This is a genomic window from Rhizobium sp. 2YAF20 (genome assembly GCF_052114685.1).
Classification (GTDB): Bacteria; Pseudomonadota; Alphaproteobacteria; order Rhizobiales; family Rhizobiaceae; genus Rhizobium.
This window is the reverse complement of the sequence record NZ_JBFRFF010000018.1, coordinates 1-19,083: the sequence shown is the minus strand read 5'-3', so window position 1 is coordinate 19,083 and position 19,083 is coordinate 1. Positions and strand designations below refer to the sequence as shown.

General features: G+C 54.1%; 12 protein-coding genes and 5 pseudogenes. 11 read left to right on the top strand and 6 right to left on the bottom strand.

Going from position 1 to position 19,083, the window contains the following annotated elements; translation table 11 throughout:
• Positions 1–189: 189 nt before the first annotated feature.
• The 3 genes from AB4Z52_RS19805 to cysD all read right to left on the bottom strand — a co-directional run bounded on the left by AB4Z52_RS19805 (position 190) and on the right by cysD (position 4,291).
• Positions 190–1,110, bottom strand: coding sequence for a glycosyltransferase family 2 protein (locus AB4Z52_RS19805; RefSeq protein WP_442219628.1), 921 nt, complete (start codon positions 1,108–1,110; stop codon positions 190–192).
• 107 nt (positions 1,111–1,217) lie between these two features.
• The gene (gene cysN / locus AB4Z52_RS19800; protein ID WP_442219627.1) at positions 1,218–3,128 is read right to left on the bottom strand and encodes a sulfate adenylyltransferase subunit CysN; all 1,911 of its coding nucleotides are present in this window, start codon (positions 3,126–3,128) and stop codon (positions 1,218–1,220) included.
• A complete protein-coding gene (gene cysD, locus AB4Z52_RS19795) occupies positions 3,128–4,291 on the bottom strand; it encodes a sulfate adenylyltransferase subunit CysD (RefSeq protein WP_442219722.1) in 1,164 nt (387 codons plus the stop codon). Before cysD ends, cysN begins: the two co-directional genes overlap by 1 nt.
• A gap of 358 nt (positions 4,292–4,649) precedes the next feature.
• On the opposite strand from cysD, the gene cysQ reads away from it, so the two are divergent.
• The 3 genes and pseudogenes from cysQ to istA form a co-directional block, all read left to right on the top strand.
• Entirely contained in the window at positions 4,650–5,477 is an 828-nt protein-coding gene (cysQ, locus tag AB4Z52_RS19790) for a 3'(2'),5'-bisphosphate nucleotidase CysQ (RefSeq protein ID WP_442219626.1), read from the top strand.
• A gap of 286 nt (positions 5,478–5,763) precedes the next feature.
• Positions 5,764–6,501: a class I SAM-dependent methyltransferase gene (locus AB4Z52_RS19785; protein WP_442219721.1), complete on the top strand. Its 738-nt coding sequence runs from the start codon at positions 5,764–5,766 to the stop codon at positions 6,499–6,501.
• A 147-nt stretch (positions 6,502–6,648) separates the two neighbouring features.
• A pseudogene (gene istA / locus AB4Z52_RS19780) lies at positions 6,649–7,239 on the top strand (IS21 family transposase); the annotation flags it as partial.
• On the opposite strand, the pseudogene AB4Z52_RS19775 reads toward istA, so the two are convergent.
• Positions 7,234–7,911 (bottom strand): annotated as a pseudogene (locus tag AB4Z52_RS19775) (IS21 family transposase); the annotation flags it as partial. The pseudogenes istA and AB4Z52_RS19775 overlap by 6 nt on opposite strands.
• A 420-nt stretch (positions 7,912–8,331) precedes the next feature.
• Between AB4Z52_RS19775 and AB4Z52_RS19770 the strand changes: the two are divergent.
• From AB4Z52_RS19770 to tnpB, 6 genes and pseudogenes are all read left to right on the top strand, one after another.
• Positions 8,332–8,940 (top strand): annotated as a pseudogene (locus tag AB4Z52_RS19770) (DDE-type integrase/transposase/recombinase); the annotation flags it as partial.
• Between the two features lie 238 nt (positions 8,941–9,178).
• Positions 9,179–10,939: a hypothetical protein gene (locus AB4Z52_RS19765; protein WP_442219625.1), complete on the top strand. Its 1,761-nt coding sequence runs from the start codon at positions 9,179–9,181 to the stop codon at positions 10,937–10,939.
• 451 nt (positions 10,940–11,390) lie between these two features.
• Positions 11,391–13,586 (top strand): type I secretion system permease/ATPase, encoded by a 2,196-nt coding sequence (locus tag AB4Z52_RS19760; RefSeq protein ID WP_442219624.1) that lies wholly within the window; start codon positions 11,391–11,393, stop codon positions 13,584–13,586.
• Positions 13,583–15,139, top strand: a complete 1,557-nt coding sequence (locus AB4Z52_RS19755) for an HlyD family type I secretion periplasmic adaptor subunit (RefSeq protein WP_442219623.1) — start codon at positions 13,583–13,585, stop codon at positions 15,137–15,139. The genes AB4Z52_RS19760 and AB4Z52_RS19755 overlap by 4 nt, the downstream gene beginning before the upstream one ends.
• 167 nt (positions 15,140–15,306) lie before the next feature.
• On the top strand, positions 15,307–15,789 hold the full coding sequence (tnpA, locus tag AB4Z52_RS19750) for an IS66-like element accessory protein TnpA (RefSeq protein WP_442219622.1): 483 nt from the start codon (positions 15,307–15,309) through the stop codon (positions 15,787–15,789).
• The gene (gene tnpB / locus AB4Z52_RS19745; RefSeq protein ID WP_442219621.1) at positions 15,770–15,961 is read left to right on the top strand and encodes an IS66 family insertion sequence element accessory protein TnpB; all 192 of its coding nucleotides are present in this window, start codon (positions 15,770–15,772) and stop codon (positions 15,959–15,961) included. The genes tnpA and tnpB overlap by 20 nt, the downstream gene beginning before the upstream one ends.
• Before the next feature lie 48 nt (positions 15,962–16,009).
• Here tnpB and AB4Z52_RS19740 read toward each other — a convergent pair.
• Positions 16,010–16,231, bottom strand: a pseudogene (locus AB4Z52_RS19740) (transposase domain-containing protein); the annotation flags it as partial.
• A 309-nt stretch (positions 16,232–16,540) separates the two neighbouring features.
• On the opposite strand from AB4Z52_RS19740, the gene AB4Z52_RS19735 reads away from it, so the two are divergent.
• On the top strand, positions 16,541–16,720 hold the full coding sequence (locus AB4Z52_RS19735) for a hypothetical protein (protein WP_442219620.1): 180 nt from the start codon (positions 16,541–16,543) through the stop codon (positions 16,718–16,720).
• Positions 16,707–18,776, top strand: coding sequence for a recombinase family protein (locus AB4Z52_RS19730; protein WP_442219619.1), 2,070 nt, complete (start codon positions 16,707–16,709; stop codon positions 18,774–18,776). The genes AB4Z52_RS19735 and AB4Z52_RS19730 overlap by 14 nt, the downstream gene beginning before the upstream one ends.
• A gap of 27 nt (positions 18,777–18,803) precedes the next feature.
• On the opposite strand, the pseudogene AB4Z52_RS19725 reads toward AB4Z52_RS19730, so the two are convergent.
• Positions 18,804–19,083: pseudogene (locus AB4Z52_RS19725) on the bottom strand (IS66 family transposase); the annotation flags it as partial.

Sequence of the window (19,083 nt, the reverse complement as noted above, 5' to 3'; positions counted from 1 at the left end):
CGCAGATTTTCACATCTTCGTGGTAGAGGTCTCCATCAGATGGGCCGGATGCGACGAAACGGGCGGAGTTTCGGGTGACGGTCATGCCGAAATACTCGATTATGGCGCGATCGAGACCACTTTCGCATACGAAACGGAAGCGAGGCGTGCTGAAGGCCAAACCAGAGACTTCTTCAACAGCCTGCTAGTCTAGATTTGTTTCAACGCAACAGCAATGAATAAGCCAATGTTGCCCAACAATGTTTGTCGACGGAGGTTTGATCTGTAAAGCAGCCAAAGACGTTCAAAAAAATCGCCGTTTCTAACGCGATGGAACTGATCAATAATCGCATGACTCTCAATACTGAGGCTCGGTCCGACGGATTGTAGTGCATTCAAATGCATCTCGTTCCATGTACGAAACCTACTTCTTGTCATCATGCGGAGACGCCTGAACGACGCCTTTAGTCCAGTGTTTGATCCAACCAAGTTACTATCGTGCTGCCGGTAATCGACTGGTGGAACAGGATCGTAGTGAACGATACCTCCCGCGGCTGTCAAAAGGAGGTAGGCCCACCAATCATGGCTTGCGATCTCAACATTAGCTCCCGCAGCACGTAACACGTTACGCGCCGCACGGTTCATAACCATCGTATTTCCGCCTGCTATACTCTGAACCAGTGCGTTAGATAGAGTAGGCGGGCGTTTGAAAAGCGGCGAGAATCCAGCCGAGCTTCCGTCTTCGTCAACAGTGCGGGTCCGCGCGCAATAGAGCGAAGGAGTTCGGGAATCCTGTCGCTGATGCCAGTCTAACGCCCGTTCAAGCTTATCCGGGTGCCAAATATCATCTTGGTCAGCAAAGCAGTAGAATTCTGCTTCTATACTCGGGTGGCAGATCAATGTTAGAAAGTTTCGTATAAACCCCTGACGCGGCCCGCTTAGGAGATGAGTCGATCGTGGGCAATCCTTTTTGAACTGCTCGATCAAACGCTCGGTGCCATCTGAAGAACCATCGTCTGATACCCACAACGACCAGTCGGTGTGCGTCTGGGCATTGATGGATTTCAGCTGCTCGGATAGGAAGCGATCCCCATTGAACGTGCCCATCAAAATGGCGACGTGGTTACTCATCATGCGTGCTCCGCAAATATGCTTTTCTTAACAGTCGTGTGTCCGGATGAAGTTAGTAGTCGAAGGTCACCATCCGTCGAGTGATCTGCACAGCAACGCATTGATTTTCAGAATTGTTCGATCAACGCAATAGCCTGCTTTACGACGTCTGAAACCGATTGTCCCGTGCCACTGAGCACCAAATCGGGATTCGTTGGCTCTTCATAAGGGCTGTTTATGCCGGTCATATTCGGCAGCAAACCACTCCGAGCCTTCTTGTACAGACCTTTTGGGTCGCGCGCTTCGCAAATAACGAGAGAGGTGTTCACATGGATTTCGAGGAAGTTGTCAGATCCGATCAGCTCACGTGCCATCTCCCTTTCACGCCGGAACGGTGAAATGAATGCCGTTAACACGATGAGGCCCGCATCCATCATTAATTTGGAAACTTCCGCGATTCGCCTAATGTTTTCTACGCGATCGGCATCAGTAAAGCCCAGATCCTTGTTGAGTCCTTGTCGGATGTTGTCGCCGTCGAGAATATAGGTGCGCCTCCCCTGAGCATGCAACTCAATCTCTAGGGCATTTGCAATTGTCGACTTTCCAGAACCCGACAAGCCTGTGAACCAGACAACCTTCCCCCTATGGTTATTGAGGCGCTCGCGCGCAATGCGAGTAATCGACAGCGCCTGGTGGTGAACATTTTGCGCGCGCCGGAGGTTATGCCGGATCATTCCGGCCGCCACGGTCGCGTTACTCAGGCGGTCTACAAGGATGAAACCTCCAAGGACCTTCGAGTTCTCGTAGGTGTCAAATGCCAGGGGCCGACTCAGTGAAATGTTGCAGACAGCGATGTCATTCAAACGGAGTGTTCGCCCCGCCTCATGGGCCAACGTATTGACATCGATGTGGTATTTCATCGTTGTAATAGACGCCGACGCCCACTGTGTAGCCAGCTTGATGTCATAATTTCTTCCAACCAGCCCCGGATCGTCGTGCATCCAAACGATTGTTGCTTCGAAATGCTCGGTCAATTCTATCGGATCGCGGGCGAGTGAGAGCACATCACCTCGAGACGCATCAATTTCGCGATCCAGTCTGACGGTGATTGCAGAGCCTTCTTCCGCCATCGACAATGAGCCGTCCATGGTTACAATTTCAGTGACCTTGGCCGTTTGCCCCGACGCCGTCACACGAATCTCATCGTCGACAGCCAGAGCGCCGTCCGACACCGTACCCGAAATGCCCCGGAAGCTGGGGTTGGGCCTGTTGATCCACTGGACCGGCATCACCAGACGCTTTGTCGATCGTTGTGACAGCTTCAACGTTTCAAGGTAGCCAAGCAGTGTTGCCCCGCTGTACCAAGACATATGAGGCGACCTCGCCGTCACATTGTCGCCCTTCAGCGCGCTGAGCGGGATGGAAGAAACTGTTTCAAAACCGAGCTTCATGGCGAAACTGTCCATCTGCTCGCTGATGCTCGCATAGATCCCTTCGTTGAAGTCAACTGCGTCCATCTTATTGATCGCAAGTACAACGTGACGTACTCCAAGCAGAGCCGCGAGGTAGGCGTGGCGACGCGTCTGGGTCAGCAGACCCTTTCGTGCATCAACGAGCAAAATCGCGGCGTCAGCGGACGACGCGGCAGTGACCATGTTGCGTGTGTACTGCTCGTGCCCGGGCGTGTCGGCGACGATGAACTTCCGCTTTGGTGTCGCGAAGTAGCGGTAGGCGACATCGATTGTGATGGACTGCTCACGCTCCGCAGACAGGCCATCGACAAGGAGGGCAAAATCCAAGTCGTCGCCTTGACTGCCGTGACGCTTGGAATCGAGCTTGAGCGCCTCGATCTGATCGTCGAGAACCTGCTGCGTCTCCCAAAGCAGGCGGCCGATCAGAGTGCTTTTGCCGTCATCCACGCTGCCGCAGGTGATGAACCGCAAGAGGCCCTTGTTTTGCTGCTGGAGTTGGAATTGCGCAAATAAGCCCTCCGCGGATTTAGCTTTCTGAACGGCTTTTTTTGGCAAGTTGCGCTGCATCAAAAGTAGCCTTCTATCTTCTTCTTCTCCATGCTTGAAGATGAGCCTGCATCGATCAGGCGACCTTGTCTTTCAGAATGGCGGGTCTGCAATAACTCAACAATTATGTCCTCCAAGCTAGTGGCATCCGACTCGATGGCCCCCGTCAATGGATAACAGCCCAGAGTTCTAAACCGGATCTTGCGTATGACGATATTTTCATCCGGTGCCAGCCGCATTCTATCATCATCGATAGCCAGGATCATCCCGCCGCGGAACACGACAGGACGCTCCTTTGCGAAATAAAGGGGCACCAGCGGAATGTTCTCCTGATGAATGTACTGCCAGACATCGAGTTCAGTCCAGTTTGAAAGCGGAAAGACCCGCATGCCTTCGCCATTTGCCTTCCGAGTATTGTAGAGATTCCACAGTTCTGGTCGCTGGTTCTTTGGGTCCCAGACGTGATTGCGTGTTCGGAATGAAAAGACGCGCTCTTTTGCGCGGGATTTTTCTTCGTCCCTTCGCGCCCCACCGAGCACCACATCGAACTTGAACTTATCCAATGCCTGCTTCAGACCATCGGTCTTTGCAATCTTCGTGTGAAGTGCGGCTCCGTGATCGAACGGGTTGATGCCCTGCTCTATTGCTTCCGGATTAACGTGAACAAGCATCTCCATGCCGCTTGTTTGCTGCGTCAGGTCGCGAAACCGATACATCTCCTGGAACTTCCAGCGCGTGTCCACGTGCAGCAGGGGAAGCGGCGGCTCGGCAGGAAAGAACGCCTTGCGAGCCAAATGTAGAAGAACGGAGCTGTCTTTTCCAATAGAATAAAGTATCGCCGGATTTTCGGCCTCTGCCACAGCTTCGCGAATAATGAAGATGCTTTCAGCCTCAAGGCGGCCTAGATAGGTGCTCTTCGGCTTTCTTGCCGGGGTTCCGTTTGCGATTTCGATTTTAGAGGGGTAGCTGAGCAGGCTTACTGTTACGTCATCAGTTGATTGGAATTTGCGCAGAAAGCCAACAAGTTCGCCATGCGGAAAAAACGCGACATGCTTTCCGATATGCTGTTGTAACTGCACCAAGGACCGCCATATATCGCCAGAAGAAGGTATGCCTCCCAACGGAAACCAGTAGCGAGCACCGCGCGCATCATTCGCGTGCAGCACAGTGCGTCCGTCCGGCATTGTTTTCAATTGGGTAAACAATATTAGCTTTCGTTTGCCGCGCTGGCGCTCTATGTCGAAGCCTAATACGATTTGCGTCGGGGCTCGGCCTGTCTCGTCCAGAAGAAGGTGGGGGGCAAGAAGCTGTGGCAAAATTCCAAGTTCGTGCAACCGGCGTTCCGCGGTACGCTTGGTATCCGCTTGACCCGCTCGGTGAAGTTGCGCGAAGGCGGAGTCGGTATCCCAAGAGCGGGGCGCGTCCAGTCCATGCAACTCAGAATCAGCCATTTTTGTCGCAATCTGTCCATCGAAAAGAAATAGCAGCTTTGGTGTCGTTTGTGTTGCCGAGCATTGAGGCTGAATTGAGGAGATTCGCAAATTGCGACAGGCAATAACGAGTGAGGCGTGGATAGGTGCCGTTCTGGCAGTAGTCCAGGATGCGGGAAAAGCTATATTGCATCTTGCTAGCTTCGACCCCTATCGCACAGGTGCGATAGGGTTTAAGTCGGACGACAGTCCCGTTACGCAAGCCGACCTCGCTGCCCATCAGGAATTGTTTCGCGGGTTGAAATCAATAGACGCATCTCTCCATATTCTTTCGGAAGAAGGCGAAGAATCCAGTGCTAAGTGTGTGGACGAACCGGAATTTTGGTTGGTTGATCCACTCGACGGAACGAGAGAATTCTTATCCGGCAGCGGAGAGTTCACGGTCAACGTCGCGCTGGTGCGCAATCGTCGGCCGGTTTGGGGCGCGGTGTTTGCCCCGGCTATAGATCATCTATATTGGGGCGGCGAAACCTTCGGCGCCTTTCGATGCGCGCGAGGCAATGTCGAGCGAATTTCGGTCCAGCACCATGTGGATCGCTCAAGCTTGCGCGTGACAGCAACGAAGAGCCATATGAACGAGCAAACGCGAAATTTCATTGGCCAATTCGATAATTGCGAGCTGATTCAGGCGGGCAGTTCGCTGAAATTCTGTCGTGTCGCCGAAGGCACGGCACACTTATACCCACGCCTCGGCCCAACATATGAATGGGACACCGCTGCGGCGCAGGCAGTACTGGAAGGAGCCGGCGGCGTTGTAACAGACATGGAAGGTCGCCGCCTCTCCTACGGAAAGCCAGGGTTGATTAACCCACATTTCGTGGCCGCGTCTAGTGGCCAATGGTCAAAATGGAAATCGAGCAAAGATATCCTGCATAACTGACTGTGAACCGTTGCTAAAGACAAGCAGAGCGCCCAAAAGCTCTCCGGACGGCACATCATATGCGTCATTTGGCACGCTACCGATAGAATCAAGAGGACGAAGAACTCATCGCTCGCGTCAAGGCGAAATCTCCGCGGTAACAATCGGCCGGTTACCATCGACGTTGGCTCAAATCGGTTGGCATAAACGATTCGGATACAGGCTTGAATTGAGCAAGTCGCTCGTTATACTCTCCGTCGTTGTCTTCGTGACATCGCTAGGACTTCTGTGGGGGAGGCAATTTGTGATGGATAGTGCTCGTTTGACGTGGAATAGTAATTCCGATTTCGAAATCGGCGGATATACGTTGACCATGGACTACGCCCATGGCGGTAGCAAAATAAAATCCGAAAATCGTCGCTTTCTGCTCATGAAGGCTAAAAACTTCATAGGTCACTACACATCTCTAGTGCCCGACGAATGCCGGAAGATTCTTGAACTCGGTGTGTATCAGGGTGGCTCTTTCGTATTCCTCGACCAGCTTTTGAGACCTGATAGAATATCTGCGATTGAACTATCAGGTGCCGCGATCCCCGCCTTAGACCAATACGTCTCAGACAATAAGGAGCGTGCTCGCCTTTATTATGAGACATCACAAGATGATGTCTCCAAACTGCAAGAGATCGTAAGTAAAGATTTCGACGGTGAACTGGATCTTGTGGTCGATGATGCTTCACATTTCTACGAACAGACAAAGACGTCATTCATGACGCTGTTCCCTCTGGTTCGTCCGGGAGGCATGTACATCATCGAGGATTGGTCTTGGTCCTTTCAGGACGACTTCCAGGACCCCAACCATGATTGGTACCCGATTCCATCGCCGGCCAATCTGATTATCGACCTCATGGAAGATATGACGCGGAGTGGCCTTATTCTGGACATTCAGGTCACGCGAGAGTTGCTGAAGATACGCCGAAGTAATGCGGTCGCTAGCCGCGTTATGGCGTCGCAGGCACGCAGGGGCAGAGCCTACAATCTTCTGTGACGGCAACGGCGTACCCCTGCGAAGAGGACCGCAGTTGTTGATTTCCACCCGGAACTGAGCCGGGTAGGCGCATAATTTCCATTGAGATTTGAGCCATGTGACCCTTTCCCCAACGCGGTTTGCGACGGGGGCAATGGAGTGATCCACATGGGACTTTTAAACATCATCCGGCGGATGGCGCTGCGTGAGAAGCAGTCGATCCGCGAGATCAGTAGGCGAACTGGACTGTCGCGCAATACCATCACGAAGTATTTGAATGCTGGCACGATCGAGCCGACGTTCACGATACCGGAACGACCGAGCAAGCTTGACCCTTTTGCGGACAAGCTGGCAGGCTGGCTGAAGACCGAAGCTGGGAAGTCGCGCAAGCAGCGCAGGACGTTGAAGCAGCTTCATGCCGATCTGGTGGCTCTCGGCTTCACCGGCTCCTACGGTCGGGTAGCTTCTTTCGCGCGTGATTGGCGGGCGGATCGGCAACGTGAACAACAGACCACGGGGCGCGGCATATTCGTTCCGCTGTTTTTCCGTCCGGGAGAGGCATTCCAGTTCGACTGGAGCGAGGATTATGCAGTGCTGGGCGGCGAGCGCACAAAGCTGCAGGTCGCACATATCAAGCTATCGCACAGTCGGGTTTTTCTGATCAGGGCCTACCTGCTGCAAACTCACGAGATGCTCTTCGATGCCCATTGGCATGGATTCCGTGTGTTCGGCGGCGTACCTGGCCGCGGCATCCCTGATTACGTGCCCGGGCACGTAATCGGGAATCGTCGTCTTCGTCACCCCGCCGAAGTAACTGAAGGCACGCTGGTTCGCCTCGATCCAATCCGGCAGCTTCTGACTGAAGCTGGCATAGGAGAACGTCAATTGCGATGCGCTCAGCACCGCAACGTAAATCTGCGCCGCGCGGATCTCGCCCGACAGCGGATCGATGATCGGGATCGTATGGCCAGCATAGTCGCATTCCATCGCCACACCACCAACGTGACGGCTGCGATAGGTGGGTTTGACGCGGCTCTCATAATCGGCAAAACGGCAACAGAACCACGTATAGCCGTATCCGTCCGGATGGGCTTCCCGGTATTCCTGCCATAGTAGGTTGAGCGTCACGCCCTTGCGCTTCAGCTCGCTGGCCACCTTCGGCCAATTAGGCTCATCGCCGTCACGCGAAGGTCGCCCCATCCGGCGGAATAGTCGTTGCTCCAGAACTTCGTCATCATCCAGACCGGATGGAAGGGGCCAGACCGCAAGCCCGGCTTCCCGCGCCCGCAGCAAATACGTCGAGACCGACGTCTTGCTCATCTTCAGCCGCTCAGAAATGGCACGTATCGACAATTCCTGCTCAAACGTCAGCCGCAGTATTGATCGGATGTCTTTCACGCCAGTATGTCTCGCTTGCTTCCGTCTGGGCATGATGTCCTCGCTTAAAACACGAGGACAAATTGCCAGATCGGCGCTCACGAAAATCGATCTAAATCCGCCGCTATTTCTGTCCGCGACTTACTGAAATCGCTGTCCCGGACTTTCTGAAATGGGTGTCCGCGACTTACTGAAATCCTTGTCCCGTACTTTGTGAAACCCGCAAGCTTCCGCCGCCGGTGGAAAGATGTCCTTCGCAGGACGATGGATGGGGTGAGTTCGCGTGGTTGTCTGTTGCGGTCGCATATTGCGATCAGGTCGCCGATTAGATTGTTCCGCCCCATTCTTCTGGTCCCATAATGGGAGGGCCATAAAGGCCGAGCCCGGAGAGAAGCGCGATACTGCGAAGCCATCAATCACCATAGGTGCAGATAGTCAGAAGGGGCTTGACCTCACCACGCCGAATAGAGAAGACAACGCGTCTATCGGGTGATGAAGGTGCATCGCCTGCTGCTTCAACGCCATACGGGTGCAATCGACACGCGCCGCCACGACGGCCGCGTTGCTGTAGAGCAGTCGAACCTATGCTGGTGTTCGGATGGCTTCGAAATCGGCTGCGATAACCAAGAGAAAGTCCGGGTTGCCTTTGCTCTCGACTGCTGTGACCGAGAGGCCATTGCTCATGTTGCCACCACCGAAGGCATCAAAAGTGAGGACGTCCAGGACCTGGTCATCACCGCCGTCGAGAACCGCTTCGGGCGGATCAACACCCTTCCAAAGCCTATCGAGTGGCTAACCGATAACGGCTCGTGCTTCATTGCGAAGGACACGAAATCGCTGCTGATTGACATCGGGATGGAGCCTTGCACGACGCCTGTTCGCAGCCCGCAGTCCAACGGAATGGCCGAAGCCTTTGTCAAAACCTTCAAGCGCGATTACGTCTCGGTTAATCCAATCCCGGACGCCGAAACGGTCATCGCCCAACTGCCATTGTGGTTCGAGCACTACAACACGCTTCACCCGCATAAAGCTTTGGGATATCGATCCCCGCGTGAGTTCTTATACCGTCAAACAGAAGTCTGATCCTGTCCGGTTTTTATGGGGCAACTACATGAACACAGTTGGGAGATATTGACTTTAACCTACGCTTAGACAACACTGAGCGTATTGGTGAAGTTCTTATGTCAAGTTTTTCGTTTCGAATCAAATTGGAACTACTCGGATGTGCAGACCGGTTAATGAAAATCTCGGCCGATGATGCGTAAGTGCTTGAACGTGGCTTCGATAATGTTGACCAGCTTCAGAAATCAGGGGGTTAACTATGAGCGTTTACAACTTCACTTCTGTCAATATAGCTGGATACGAGTTCGTTAACGTAGTTGGAGTCAGCGCATCAGGCTTGGAAGCGATAGAAGCTGAGCACGACGGCACCGATAAAGCGTACCTTGGGCAACACGGAAATTATAGTGCAATAAGCACAGCTGGGATTTCCGTAGGCGTATCAGGCATTGACGAGCACGGTGATGCCTTCGGATGGTATTCCGCTGGTCTGCAAGGGCAAGGAACCCTCTCAGGTTTCATTGATAATTATCACGGGACTGTAGGTACTATCTCGTACCCCGGATCAGGATTTACCCAGGTTACCGGATATGACTCTTATGGACATGTTGTTGGCAACTATACAGCCTCCGATAGCACTCAGCACGGTTTTTCATACTATAATGGCTCCTATACTTCCTTAAGTTTCGGATCTACATCGACGACAGTGGGCGGAACGAATACGTATGGGGAAGTTTTCGGACAATACCATTCTGGAAGTTCAATCGGGCACGGTTTTGTTTACTCTACACTTGGCGGCTTTTATCAAGTCGACTTTCCGGGAGCGGTTAGTACAACTGTGACAGGCGACGAGTCGCTTGGCGGCGTGGTGACCGGCGGTCCAGATTTTGGTAAAGCGGTTGGACGGTATATTGATAGCGCCGGCAGGACGCACGGTTTTATCGATCAAAATGGCTCGATTTCCACGTTAGACGTGCCTGGGGCTACTGATACTTTCGTCTCGGGGACCAATGATTCTGGCGACATTGCCGGCGACTATACCACCGCTTCTGGCCTGCACGGATTTGTCTACGAAAACGGCGTTTTTTACAAGTTCGACGTTCCTGGCTCCAGCGGTACGATGGTCAACGGCATAAATGACGAGGGGCAGTTCTACGGGAACTACAACGCCAACGGGGCGAATGTTGGTTTTGTTGGCTCTCTATCACTGGGTGAACAGCATACCAGCAGCCATAGCAATGACATCGCCCGAAGTGGCGATGTTACGGGACCCTATAACGTTATCGACCTCCTGAATTTGGAGGCAAGCTGGAGCGATCTGATTAAGGGCTTTGGCAATAACTCGCAGGCAATGCAGAATTGGTATAACAATTCCGAGCCGACCGAGCACCGAACCGATACATTTGACGGCTTGGACTATATAGCAAGTTATGCAGACCTAACTGTTGGCTATAGATCAGCCGGTTCACAGCAGGCTCTTCTCGATGTCGGCGCCTCTCACTTTATCAATCATGGGACTACTGAAGGCCGTGTAACGTCTTTTAATGGCTTGGACTATATTGCCAGTTACAGCGATCTAAGTCGGGGGTATGGCGCCAATGGTGATGCAGGCGCTTTCCATTATATCGAACATGGGTCTCTAGAGGGTCGTAAGTCAACTTTCGATGGACTGGATTATATTGCGAGCTATAAAGACCTGGCCATCGGCCTTGGGACAAACGAGCAAGATGGTGCCGCACATTTCATACAACATGGACTGAATGAAGGCCGCACCACCACCTTTGACGGTCTTGATTATATAGCCGGATATGCTGACTTAATGGCAGGATACGGTGCTGATAATGACGCAGGTGCGACCCATTACATCGCGCACGGATTAAATGAAGGCCGAAGTGCCAAGCCATTCGATGTGGTCGCATATTTCTCTGCTCACCCCGATTTGAATGGCAAATTTTCGTCTACCGATGCGTTCCTAACGGCCTACATAAATACCTATAATGCAACTGGGTCATTGATAACTTAAATTTTTGTGTAGTTTAGGGAAGGGCTTTGGCAGAGGTGCTGCCGCTTAGCTAAGCCGCAAGGTTATACGTCTTGAAGACCACCTTCTCCATCTGGTTAGGGCGATGGGGTGAGGGAACGATTCCGGCATCCAGAGTTTCTTGGAAAAGGAGTCTCGCCATGGGCCTGAGCATAAATTTCGGGATTGCGTTACTCGTAGGGTTTGTCAGTTGTGATCACAACAGTACAAGTTTGGTCGAGGCGTTTGCCATCGCTCCAGCAATGTAACACAATTGAAAAGTCTACGGAGCGGCAAGCGGCCAGATCAAAACCGCTTGCGAGCGTTACTAAAAAACATGAGGTCGGCGAGAGGCGCTGGATATACTTTTCAGAAAACCGTGTTCCAATACAGGCCGCTGATGCTCCGACCCGAAGTCAACAGAACAGAACTGGGGCCTGATTCAGATATCAAGATGAGCAATACTGCCTCTTCCAAACTTGCGGCCATAGAGCCAGGCATTGGGCAAAGCGCAGATCAGCTAGACTCAGGGCTTATATCCCTTTCGATTATTGCTGGACATTACAGAATTCCCGCAGACCCGGCGCAGCTTCGCTACAAGTTGTCGTTGACCGGGCGCTTAGCCGAAACTGAGGATGTGCAGCGTGCCGCCAATGTCCTGAAACTGAAGTCGCGGGTGATCCGCGGGGTGACTGCGGATAGGCTGGGTAAAATCCCATTGCCGGCGATTTTGGTGTTCAAGGACGGTGGGTTTGCCGTTTTGGCAGACTCAGGCGAGAAGGACAGGATTCGCCTAGTCAATCCCATCGCGCGCTCGGTGACCGTGGTACTACTGGATGAAGCCGATGCTCTTTCCTCCGGCAGCGTCATTCTAGTTACGCGACGGCTCGGGGGGGTGGGGTCGGACCCCGATAGTCGCGGCTTTCTGTGGTTCTGGCCCTCGATTGTACGTTATCGGCGGCCATTGGCACACGTTATGGTAGCTTCTCTTTTCGTGCAGCTTTTTGCGTTAGCAAGTCCGATCTTTTTTCAACTCGTCGTCGACAAAGTGCTTCTTCACAAAAGCATGTCCACTCTAATTGTACTGACCGTCGGGATGGTGACGCTTGGCCTCTTCGAGACGGTGCTGCAGTTTTTGCGCTCTTATACGCTGAGCCACACGACCAATCGAATTGACGTCGAACTTGGGCGAAGGCTCTTCCATCACCTCTTCCGCTTGCCGCTGGCCTATTTTGAAACGCGAGCCGCTGGCCAAACCGTCGCCCGCGTGCGCGAGCTGGAGACCATCAGAAATTTTCTGACGGGACAGTGTCTTACCTCCGTCCTTGACCTGGTCTTTGCGATCGTTTTCATCGCAGTTATGCTAATTTATTCTGTTAAGCTTACTGTCATTCTGCTTCTCTCAATACCAGTTTATGTACTCATCGCTGCGGTATTGCGCCCCGTCCTGCGTGGGCAGATCAACGAGAAGTTTAGCAGAGGCGCGCGCTCACATCAGTTCTTGGTTGAATCGGTGGTTGGTGCGCCGACCCTTAAGGCAGCTGCTGTAGAACCATTAATTCAAGCGCAATGGGAAGAGAGACTCGCCGCCTACGTTCGCACTTCGTTCGATGCCGGCGTCACCGGTGCGCTCGGCCAGAACCTGATTCAGTACGTGAGCAAGGTGACGACAGCCTTGATACTTTTTTTCGGCGCGCAATCTGTTGTCGCTGGCTCCATGTCAGTCGGCGAATTGGTGGCATTCACTATGATCGCAAATCAAATTGTCCAGCCGATTTTGCGGCTTTCGCAGTTGTGGCAAGACTTTCAGCAGGTGCAGGTGTCAGTTGCTCGGCTTGGCGATATCCTCAACTCTCCGCCTGAGGTTGCGCCGCAGCATCTGCTGGCACTTCCACCACTACGCGGGGAGATCGAGTTTCGCAACGTTACAATGCGTTATAGACCGGACGCAGCTAATGCGTTGCGTAACGTATCGCTGTCGATCGCCGCAGGAGAGGTAATTGGTGTAGTCGGACGCTCTGGCTCTGGGAAGTCGACGCTCACAAAACTAATGCAGCGCCTTTATAATCCAACTGATGGTCAAGTGCTGGTTGATGGGGTGGATCTGACCCAACTTGATCCCGGCTGGCTTAGGCGGCAAATTGGAGTGGTGTTGCAGGAAAACATCCTCTTCAACAGGACAATCCACGAAAACATCGCACTGGGCGACCCAGCGATGCCTCGCGCGATGGTGATGTACGCGGCGAAACTCGCCGGTGCAGACGAGTTCATTGTGCAACTTCCGCACGGGTACGACACGGTAGTCGAAGAGCGCGGGGCAAACTTTTCTGGCGGCCAGCGCCAGCGCATTGCCATCGCTCGAGCCCTTGCGACAAATCCACGGATCCTCATCCTGGATGAGGCTACGTCGGCTCTTGATTACGACAGCGAACGGATCATTCAGGAGAATATGCGCGCGATTGTACACGGCCGCACGGTCATTATCATTGCTCATCGTTTAGCGTCAGTGCGCCCCTGCGGACGGATAGTTGGAATGCAACAAGGAGAGATTGTTGAGATTGGTTCGCGGGAGGAGCTGCTCAAACGCGATGGTGGGCTTTACGCTCACCTTTGGGCGATGCAGACGGAACAAGCAACGGAATCGGTATGAAGCCGAGCGCTCCGGATCAGGTGGCGATAGCGCGGTCCGCATTTCCCGCTGTCGTATCGGGCCGTGACCGCGAGTTCCTGCCGGCCGCTCTCGAAATCCTCGAAACCCCACCTCCGCCTTTGCCGACTGCCTTGATATGGACAATCTGCCTCTTCGCGCTTGCGTCGCTTGTTTGGTCGGTTGTCGGACGCCTCGACGTGCTGGCTGTCGCTCCAGGCAAAATCGAGACCACGGAGTATTCGAAGGTTATCGAGCCGCTGGAACCAGGTAAAATTGCTGCTATCCATGTCCGGGCGGGCGAGTGGGTAACTGAAGGCGAGCTTCTGTTCGAGCTGGATCCGGCCGAAGCCACCGCCGACGCCCAAGCCGCAGAAGACGATCTAAACGCCAGTCTCGCTGAGATTGATCGCAGGCGCTATGCTATCAACATAGTGAGAACCGCAGAAAGCGAGGAAAGCCAAGGGAGTAGAGTAATTCACGCTAACGAGCCCAACAGTGCTGACGCATCGCAAACCCTCGACAGTCCGGTCGAAAAACTCTCCCAGCGGCGCGACCTGAAAATTGATTGGGATGTCTCGTTGCCTGAGTCATTTCGGCTACGAGAAAACGCTGTACTGGCGACCGATCTGGCTCAGTTATCGGACTCTCTTAAAGCCTTCGATGAGCAAATGGCGCAGCAATCGGCGACACGAAAGCGCCTCAATGCGAGCATCGCCATGCAATATACTTTAGTGAGCACACTGGATCAGCGAGTTGCTAGTCGACAGCACGCAATCGATCTTAGCGTGGGTACCAAAAACAATCTATATGACGCCCAGGAGGAACTTGAGAAAACGCAAGTACAGCTTGCGTTTGACCAAGGCCAGTTAACCGAGACAGATGCCGCTCTGATGGGAGTCCAGAGTGAGAAAGTGAAAACCATTTCTCAGTTCATCGCTGACAACCAGAACCGAATTACAGAAGCGTCGCGCAGGTTTGATCAAGCCCGACACGCGTTCCAAAAGGTGACGGCGCGGCTTGCGCGCACGAAACTCCATTCGCCGATCGACGGCGTCGTTCAGCAGACAGCTGTCACCACAGTTGGGCAGGTGGTGACGACAGCACAGGAGCTGGCCATCATCACGCCGAGCGGAAGCAAGCTGCAAATGGAGGCCTTGGTCGCTAACGTTGACATTGGGTTTGTCAAAATCGGTCAAGATGCAGTCGTTAAGGTTGACGCGTTTCCATTCACCCGGTTCGGCATATTGCATGGAAAGATCGTCAAGATTGCGTCAAACGCGATAGCGGAACAGGATGCGAAGCGTGCGCTTGCTGACGTCACAGTCGCAGCTAGTAATACATCGCCAGCAAGCATGCCTGGCGAGCCGGCGAGCTTCGTATTCCCTATTACGATCGCGCTCGATGAGGGAGCGATAAGGACCAACGGCGCGGTTTTTCCGCTCACGTCTGGTATGACGGGAACTGTTGAAATCAAGACCGATACTCGCCGCGTTATCGATTACATTTTTTCCCCACTAGCCAAGATTGTCTCGGAGGCTGGCGGTGAACGTTAACAGGCCCGAAAGCAACGATCTATTGAGGCTCGCCCCTCCGTGTCGCGCTTCTTTCATAAAGCACCCAAATGAGCGGGCATTCATTCGTAAGCGCGCATTTCCCCGCACCTTCTTCTGTTGAGTGAGCTGAGGCATTTGGTGTCCACCTAAAAGGAGGTGGACACCAAATGGACGATGATCAGAGACTGCGTGTGAGGCTTGTGGGTCGGAACGGGCGACGCCGATATGATCCGGTATCAAAGGACCGCCTTGTTGCAGCCTGCCTTGAGCCAGGGGCCTCGGTGGCGAGACTTGCGATCGAACATGGGGTTAATGCGAACCTCCTATGGAAATGGATAGGCAAGCGTCGGCTGAGTAAGAGGGAGACCGTGCCGAACGGATCACCTTCGACATCGGCGTTTGTTGCGGTGCAGATCGACAGCGCCGCGGATCGGGCCGTGGCGCGACAAAGCAGTGCGTTTGCGCAGGATTTGCCAGTCACTTGTCATGAGGTGCCGCGATCAAAACCTGAGAAGATCGGCCGTCTTTCCTCTCCAGCCACGGTGAGCGCGTCACTTCCGAACGGGGTGAAATTGACGCTGGAATGCGGTGACGTTGAAGCAATAGCAGCAATAATCGGAGCGCTGGGTCATGTTCAGACTGGGCGCTGATATCAAGGTCTACCTGCATCGCGAGCCGATCGACTTCAGGGCTGGCATCAACAGCCTTGCGGTGCTGGTTCAGGAAACTATGGCTCTCGATCCGTTTGCTCCGGCCGTATTTGCCTTTTGCAATCGCCGTCGCGACCGAATGAAGGTAAGCGCGATTTTCCATGCGCATTGACGCTGCGGCACCGCCGAACGTCCCTCGCATCGGTAGCAATATCCGGCTCTATTGGGCCGCAGAGGTTTTGGAGAAGTTGAACGGTAGCAAGTCGCCGATCTCGGCCGCTTCGGCGCGCTGCGGCAACTCGGTGAGCACGTGGCGCAGCCAGGTGAGTGGGTCGACGCCACAGGCGCGGCAGGTGAGCATCAGACTGTAGATAACAGCACTGGCCTTGGCTCCGTCGACGGTATCGCTGAACAGCCACGATTTTCTTCCGGTCGCCATCACTGGTTCATTCTGCCCATGTCGGTCAGGAGCTGGAAGTTTATTATCGCTGGCACCCCTGCTATGGCCGCAAGGTCAGCGTTCGGCAGGTAATGCACCGCGCGACAGGTCAGTTTCTGAAGGTGCGGACTCCATCGGATGCGGTGATCGTGATGGCCGCTTGGATGTTTGACCCAATGGTCTGCGCTGGAATGACCCTGGGACGGCCGCAGGTCGATCTTCTTGCGTTGTCTGAGTTGGCCGGGCTGGTCACGGTGAGTGCCATTCCGGCAAACTTCCCAAGCGATAATGGAGTCGCATGGGAGAAAGTCGATGAAGCAGCAAAACGCGCCCAGACAGACCCTGGGCAGGCAGATGAGTCTGGCATTCGAACCCGGCAAGCTGGAAGGAATGAGCGAGACAGAGCGGGCGAAGTCCGCATTGATGCTTGCGCGAATCCTGATGGAGGCCGTCGGCATTCACAACGAGGAAAACGCCGATGATAAGCGCTGATCTCCTCCCGTCGGACGTCCTCCAACGCAAGGCTGTCGTGTATGTGCGACAGTCATCGCAGTCCCAGGTCATGACCAATCTGGAGAGCCAGCGGCGCCAGTATGATCTGGTCAACATCGCACGCAGCTATGGTTTCGCCGATATCGAAGTTATCGATGACGATCTCGGGCGATCTGCAAGCGGAACGGTGGAGCGACCTGGTTTCGAGCGCCTGGTTGGCTGGCTCTGCGAAGGTAAAGTCGGCGCCGTCCTGTGTTTCGACGCATCAAGACTCGCACGCAACGGACGCGACTGGCATCATCTTCTCGAACTGTGCGGCCTCGTCGAAGCAAGGGTCATCGATCAGGATGGCGTGTACAACGCCAACCAACCGAATGATCGCCTGCTTCTCGGCATGAAGGGTAGTATCAGCGAGTTCGAGCTGAGTGTGTTGCGTGCAAGAATGTATGACGCTGCAAGATCGAAAGCGCGTCGGGGCGAACTGCGCCTCTCGGTTCCGTTTGGCTATATCTGGCATCGCGCGGCGGGCTTGGGGCTCGATCCCGACCTGCGCCTTCAAGAAGTAGTTCGGCTTATTTTTAGCCGCTTTCGCGAACTTGGTAGTGCTCGCCAGGTACTGTTATCGATGATGGCGGAACAGATCCATTTTCCTCGACCGTCAAATGAAGGTCGCATGACGAGCTGGGTCTGGCAGCCGATCCGTTACCGCAATGTGATCAGCGTCCTAAAAAACCCTTTCTACGCTGGCGTTTATGCATACGGCAAAAGAGAGAAGCGAACCTCAATCGTAGCTGGCCGGGCGCGGCGCACCTACGGACACGACAAACCAGCCCATACTTGGGAGGTGGTGATCAAGGATCATCATGAAGGCTACATCGGTTGGGAAGAATATGACCGCAATCAGAAGCAGTTGGCGCTCAATGCTTTCGGCTGCAAAGATGGCGCAAAATCAGGCCGCGGCGGCAAGGCGCTTCTGACAAGCCTTCTGACATGTGCCCGTTGCGGTCACCGCCTCAGCGTATACTACAGGGGACGCCAACCCAGCCAGCCAGTTTACCGCTGCTCCAAGGGCGATTTGACAGGACACTCCTGCTGTATGAACTTCGGGGCCGCGAAGGTTGATACGGCAGTTGCGCAAGAGTTGTTACGAGCGGTAGAACCATTAGCGATCGAAGCCGCAATCGAGGCCGAGCGTATGCATCAGAAACGACAGGAAGATCGGCGCCAGATCCTCGGCCTGGAACTTCAGCAAGCCCGTTACGAGGCTGGCCTGGCTGAACGCCGCTATGCTGCATGTGATCCCGACAACCGCCTGATTGCAGCTCAGCTGGAGAAGAACTGGGAGGCGGCATTGCGCCGTGTACGCGGCCTGGAGATGCGCAAACCTGCCGAAGATCCGACGACGATCGTCGTTGATCCCAATACCTTTCCCGACTTGGCGGAGAACCTGTCGGCAGCCTGGAATACCCCTGATGTAACAATGCGCGCACGCCAGCAGCTTCTCCGAACGTTGATCACTGACATTATCGTCGATGTTGACGATGCTGTCCGTGATGTTGTCCTCACCATTCATTGGAAAGGTGGTCAGCATTCAGAGTTGCGTGTCCGTAAGCCACAGTCTGGCGAACATGGCTGCGCAACCAGTGAAAATGCGCTGGAAGTCATGCGTAGCATGGCTGGTCGCTGGTCCGACGAGCATATTGCTGCGACATTAAATCGAATGGGTTTGCCCACCGGACAAGGCAAGACCTGGAACGGACGGCGCGTCGAGGCGGTTCGGTTTAAGCGCGACATTCGCGCCTATCGATCGGCTTGCAAAGGTGGGGAATGGCTCACCATGTCGGAGGCCGCAAAAGTTCTTGGCGTTTCAAACCACGTGATACGCCACTTTATCAAGACTGGCGTCCTTGCGGCTGAGCAGGTTGTCGCGCGAGTTCCTTACCAAATACGGGCCGCCGATCTGACGTCTGAGGCGGTAAAGGCGTCGATCGCCCGAACAGGCCGCCCGTGTCGCGATGTTGACGGCGGTACCCTTCCAATATTTACAATCACTTAAAGAGGGAGTGCATAATGACACACGTCTTGCAAAAACTCTGATATCGCGTTCCAGAATGTTGTTATCGATCGGCATCCTGCCGTCGCTGGTGTAGCGTGTCAGGTAATCCCACTGGTTCAGGGTGTAGGACACGGCATCGCCGAGCTTGGTGTCCGGCACGACCTTCGGCGCGATATCGTCGAGCCACGTCTTTAAAGCGTTCAGGACAGGCAAGCTGTGCTGTTGGCGGAAACGGTGGATGCAGTCGGCCTTCGTTTGTCCGTCGTAGGGGTTTTCGTCTCGCGCAGTCGTTTCGATCCGGTAGATG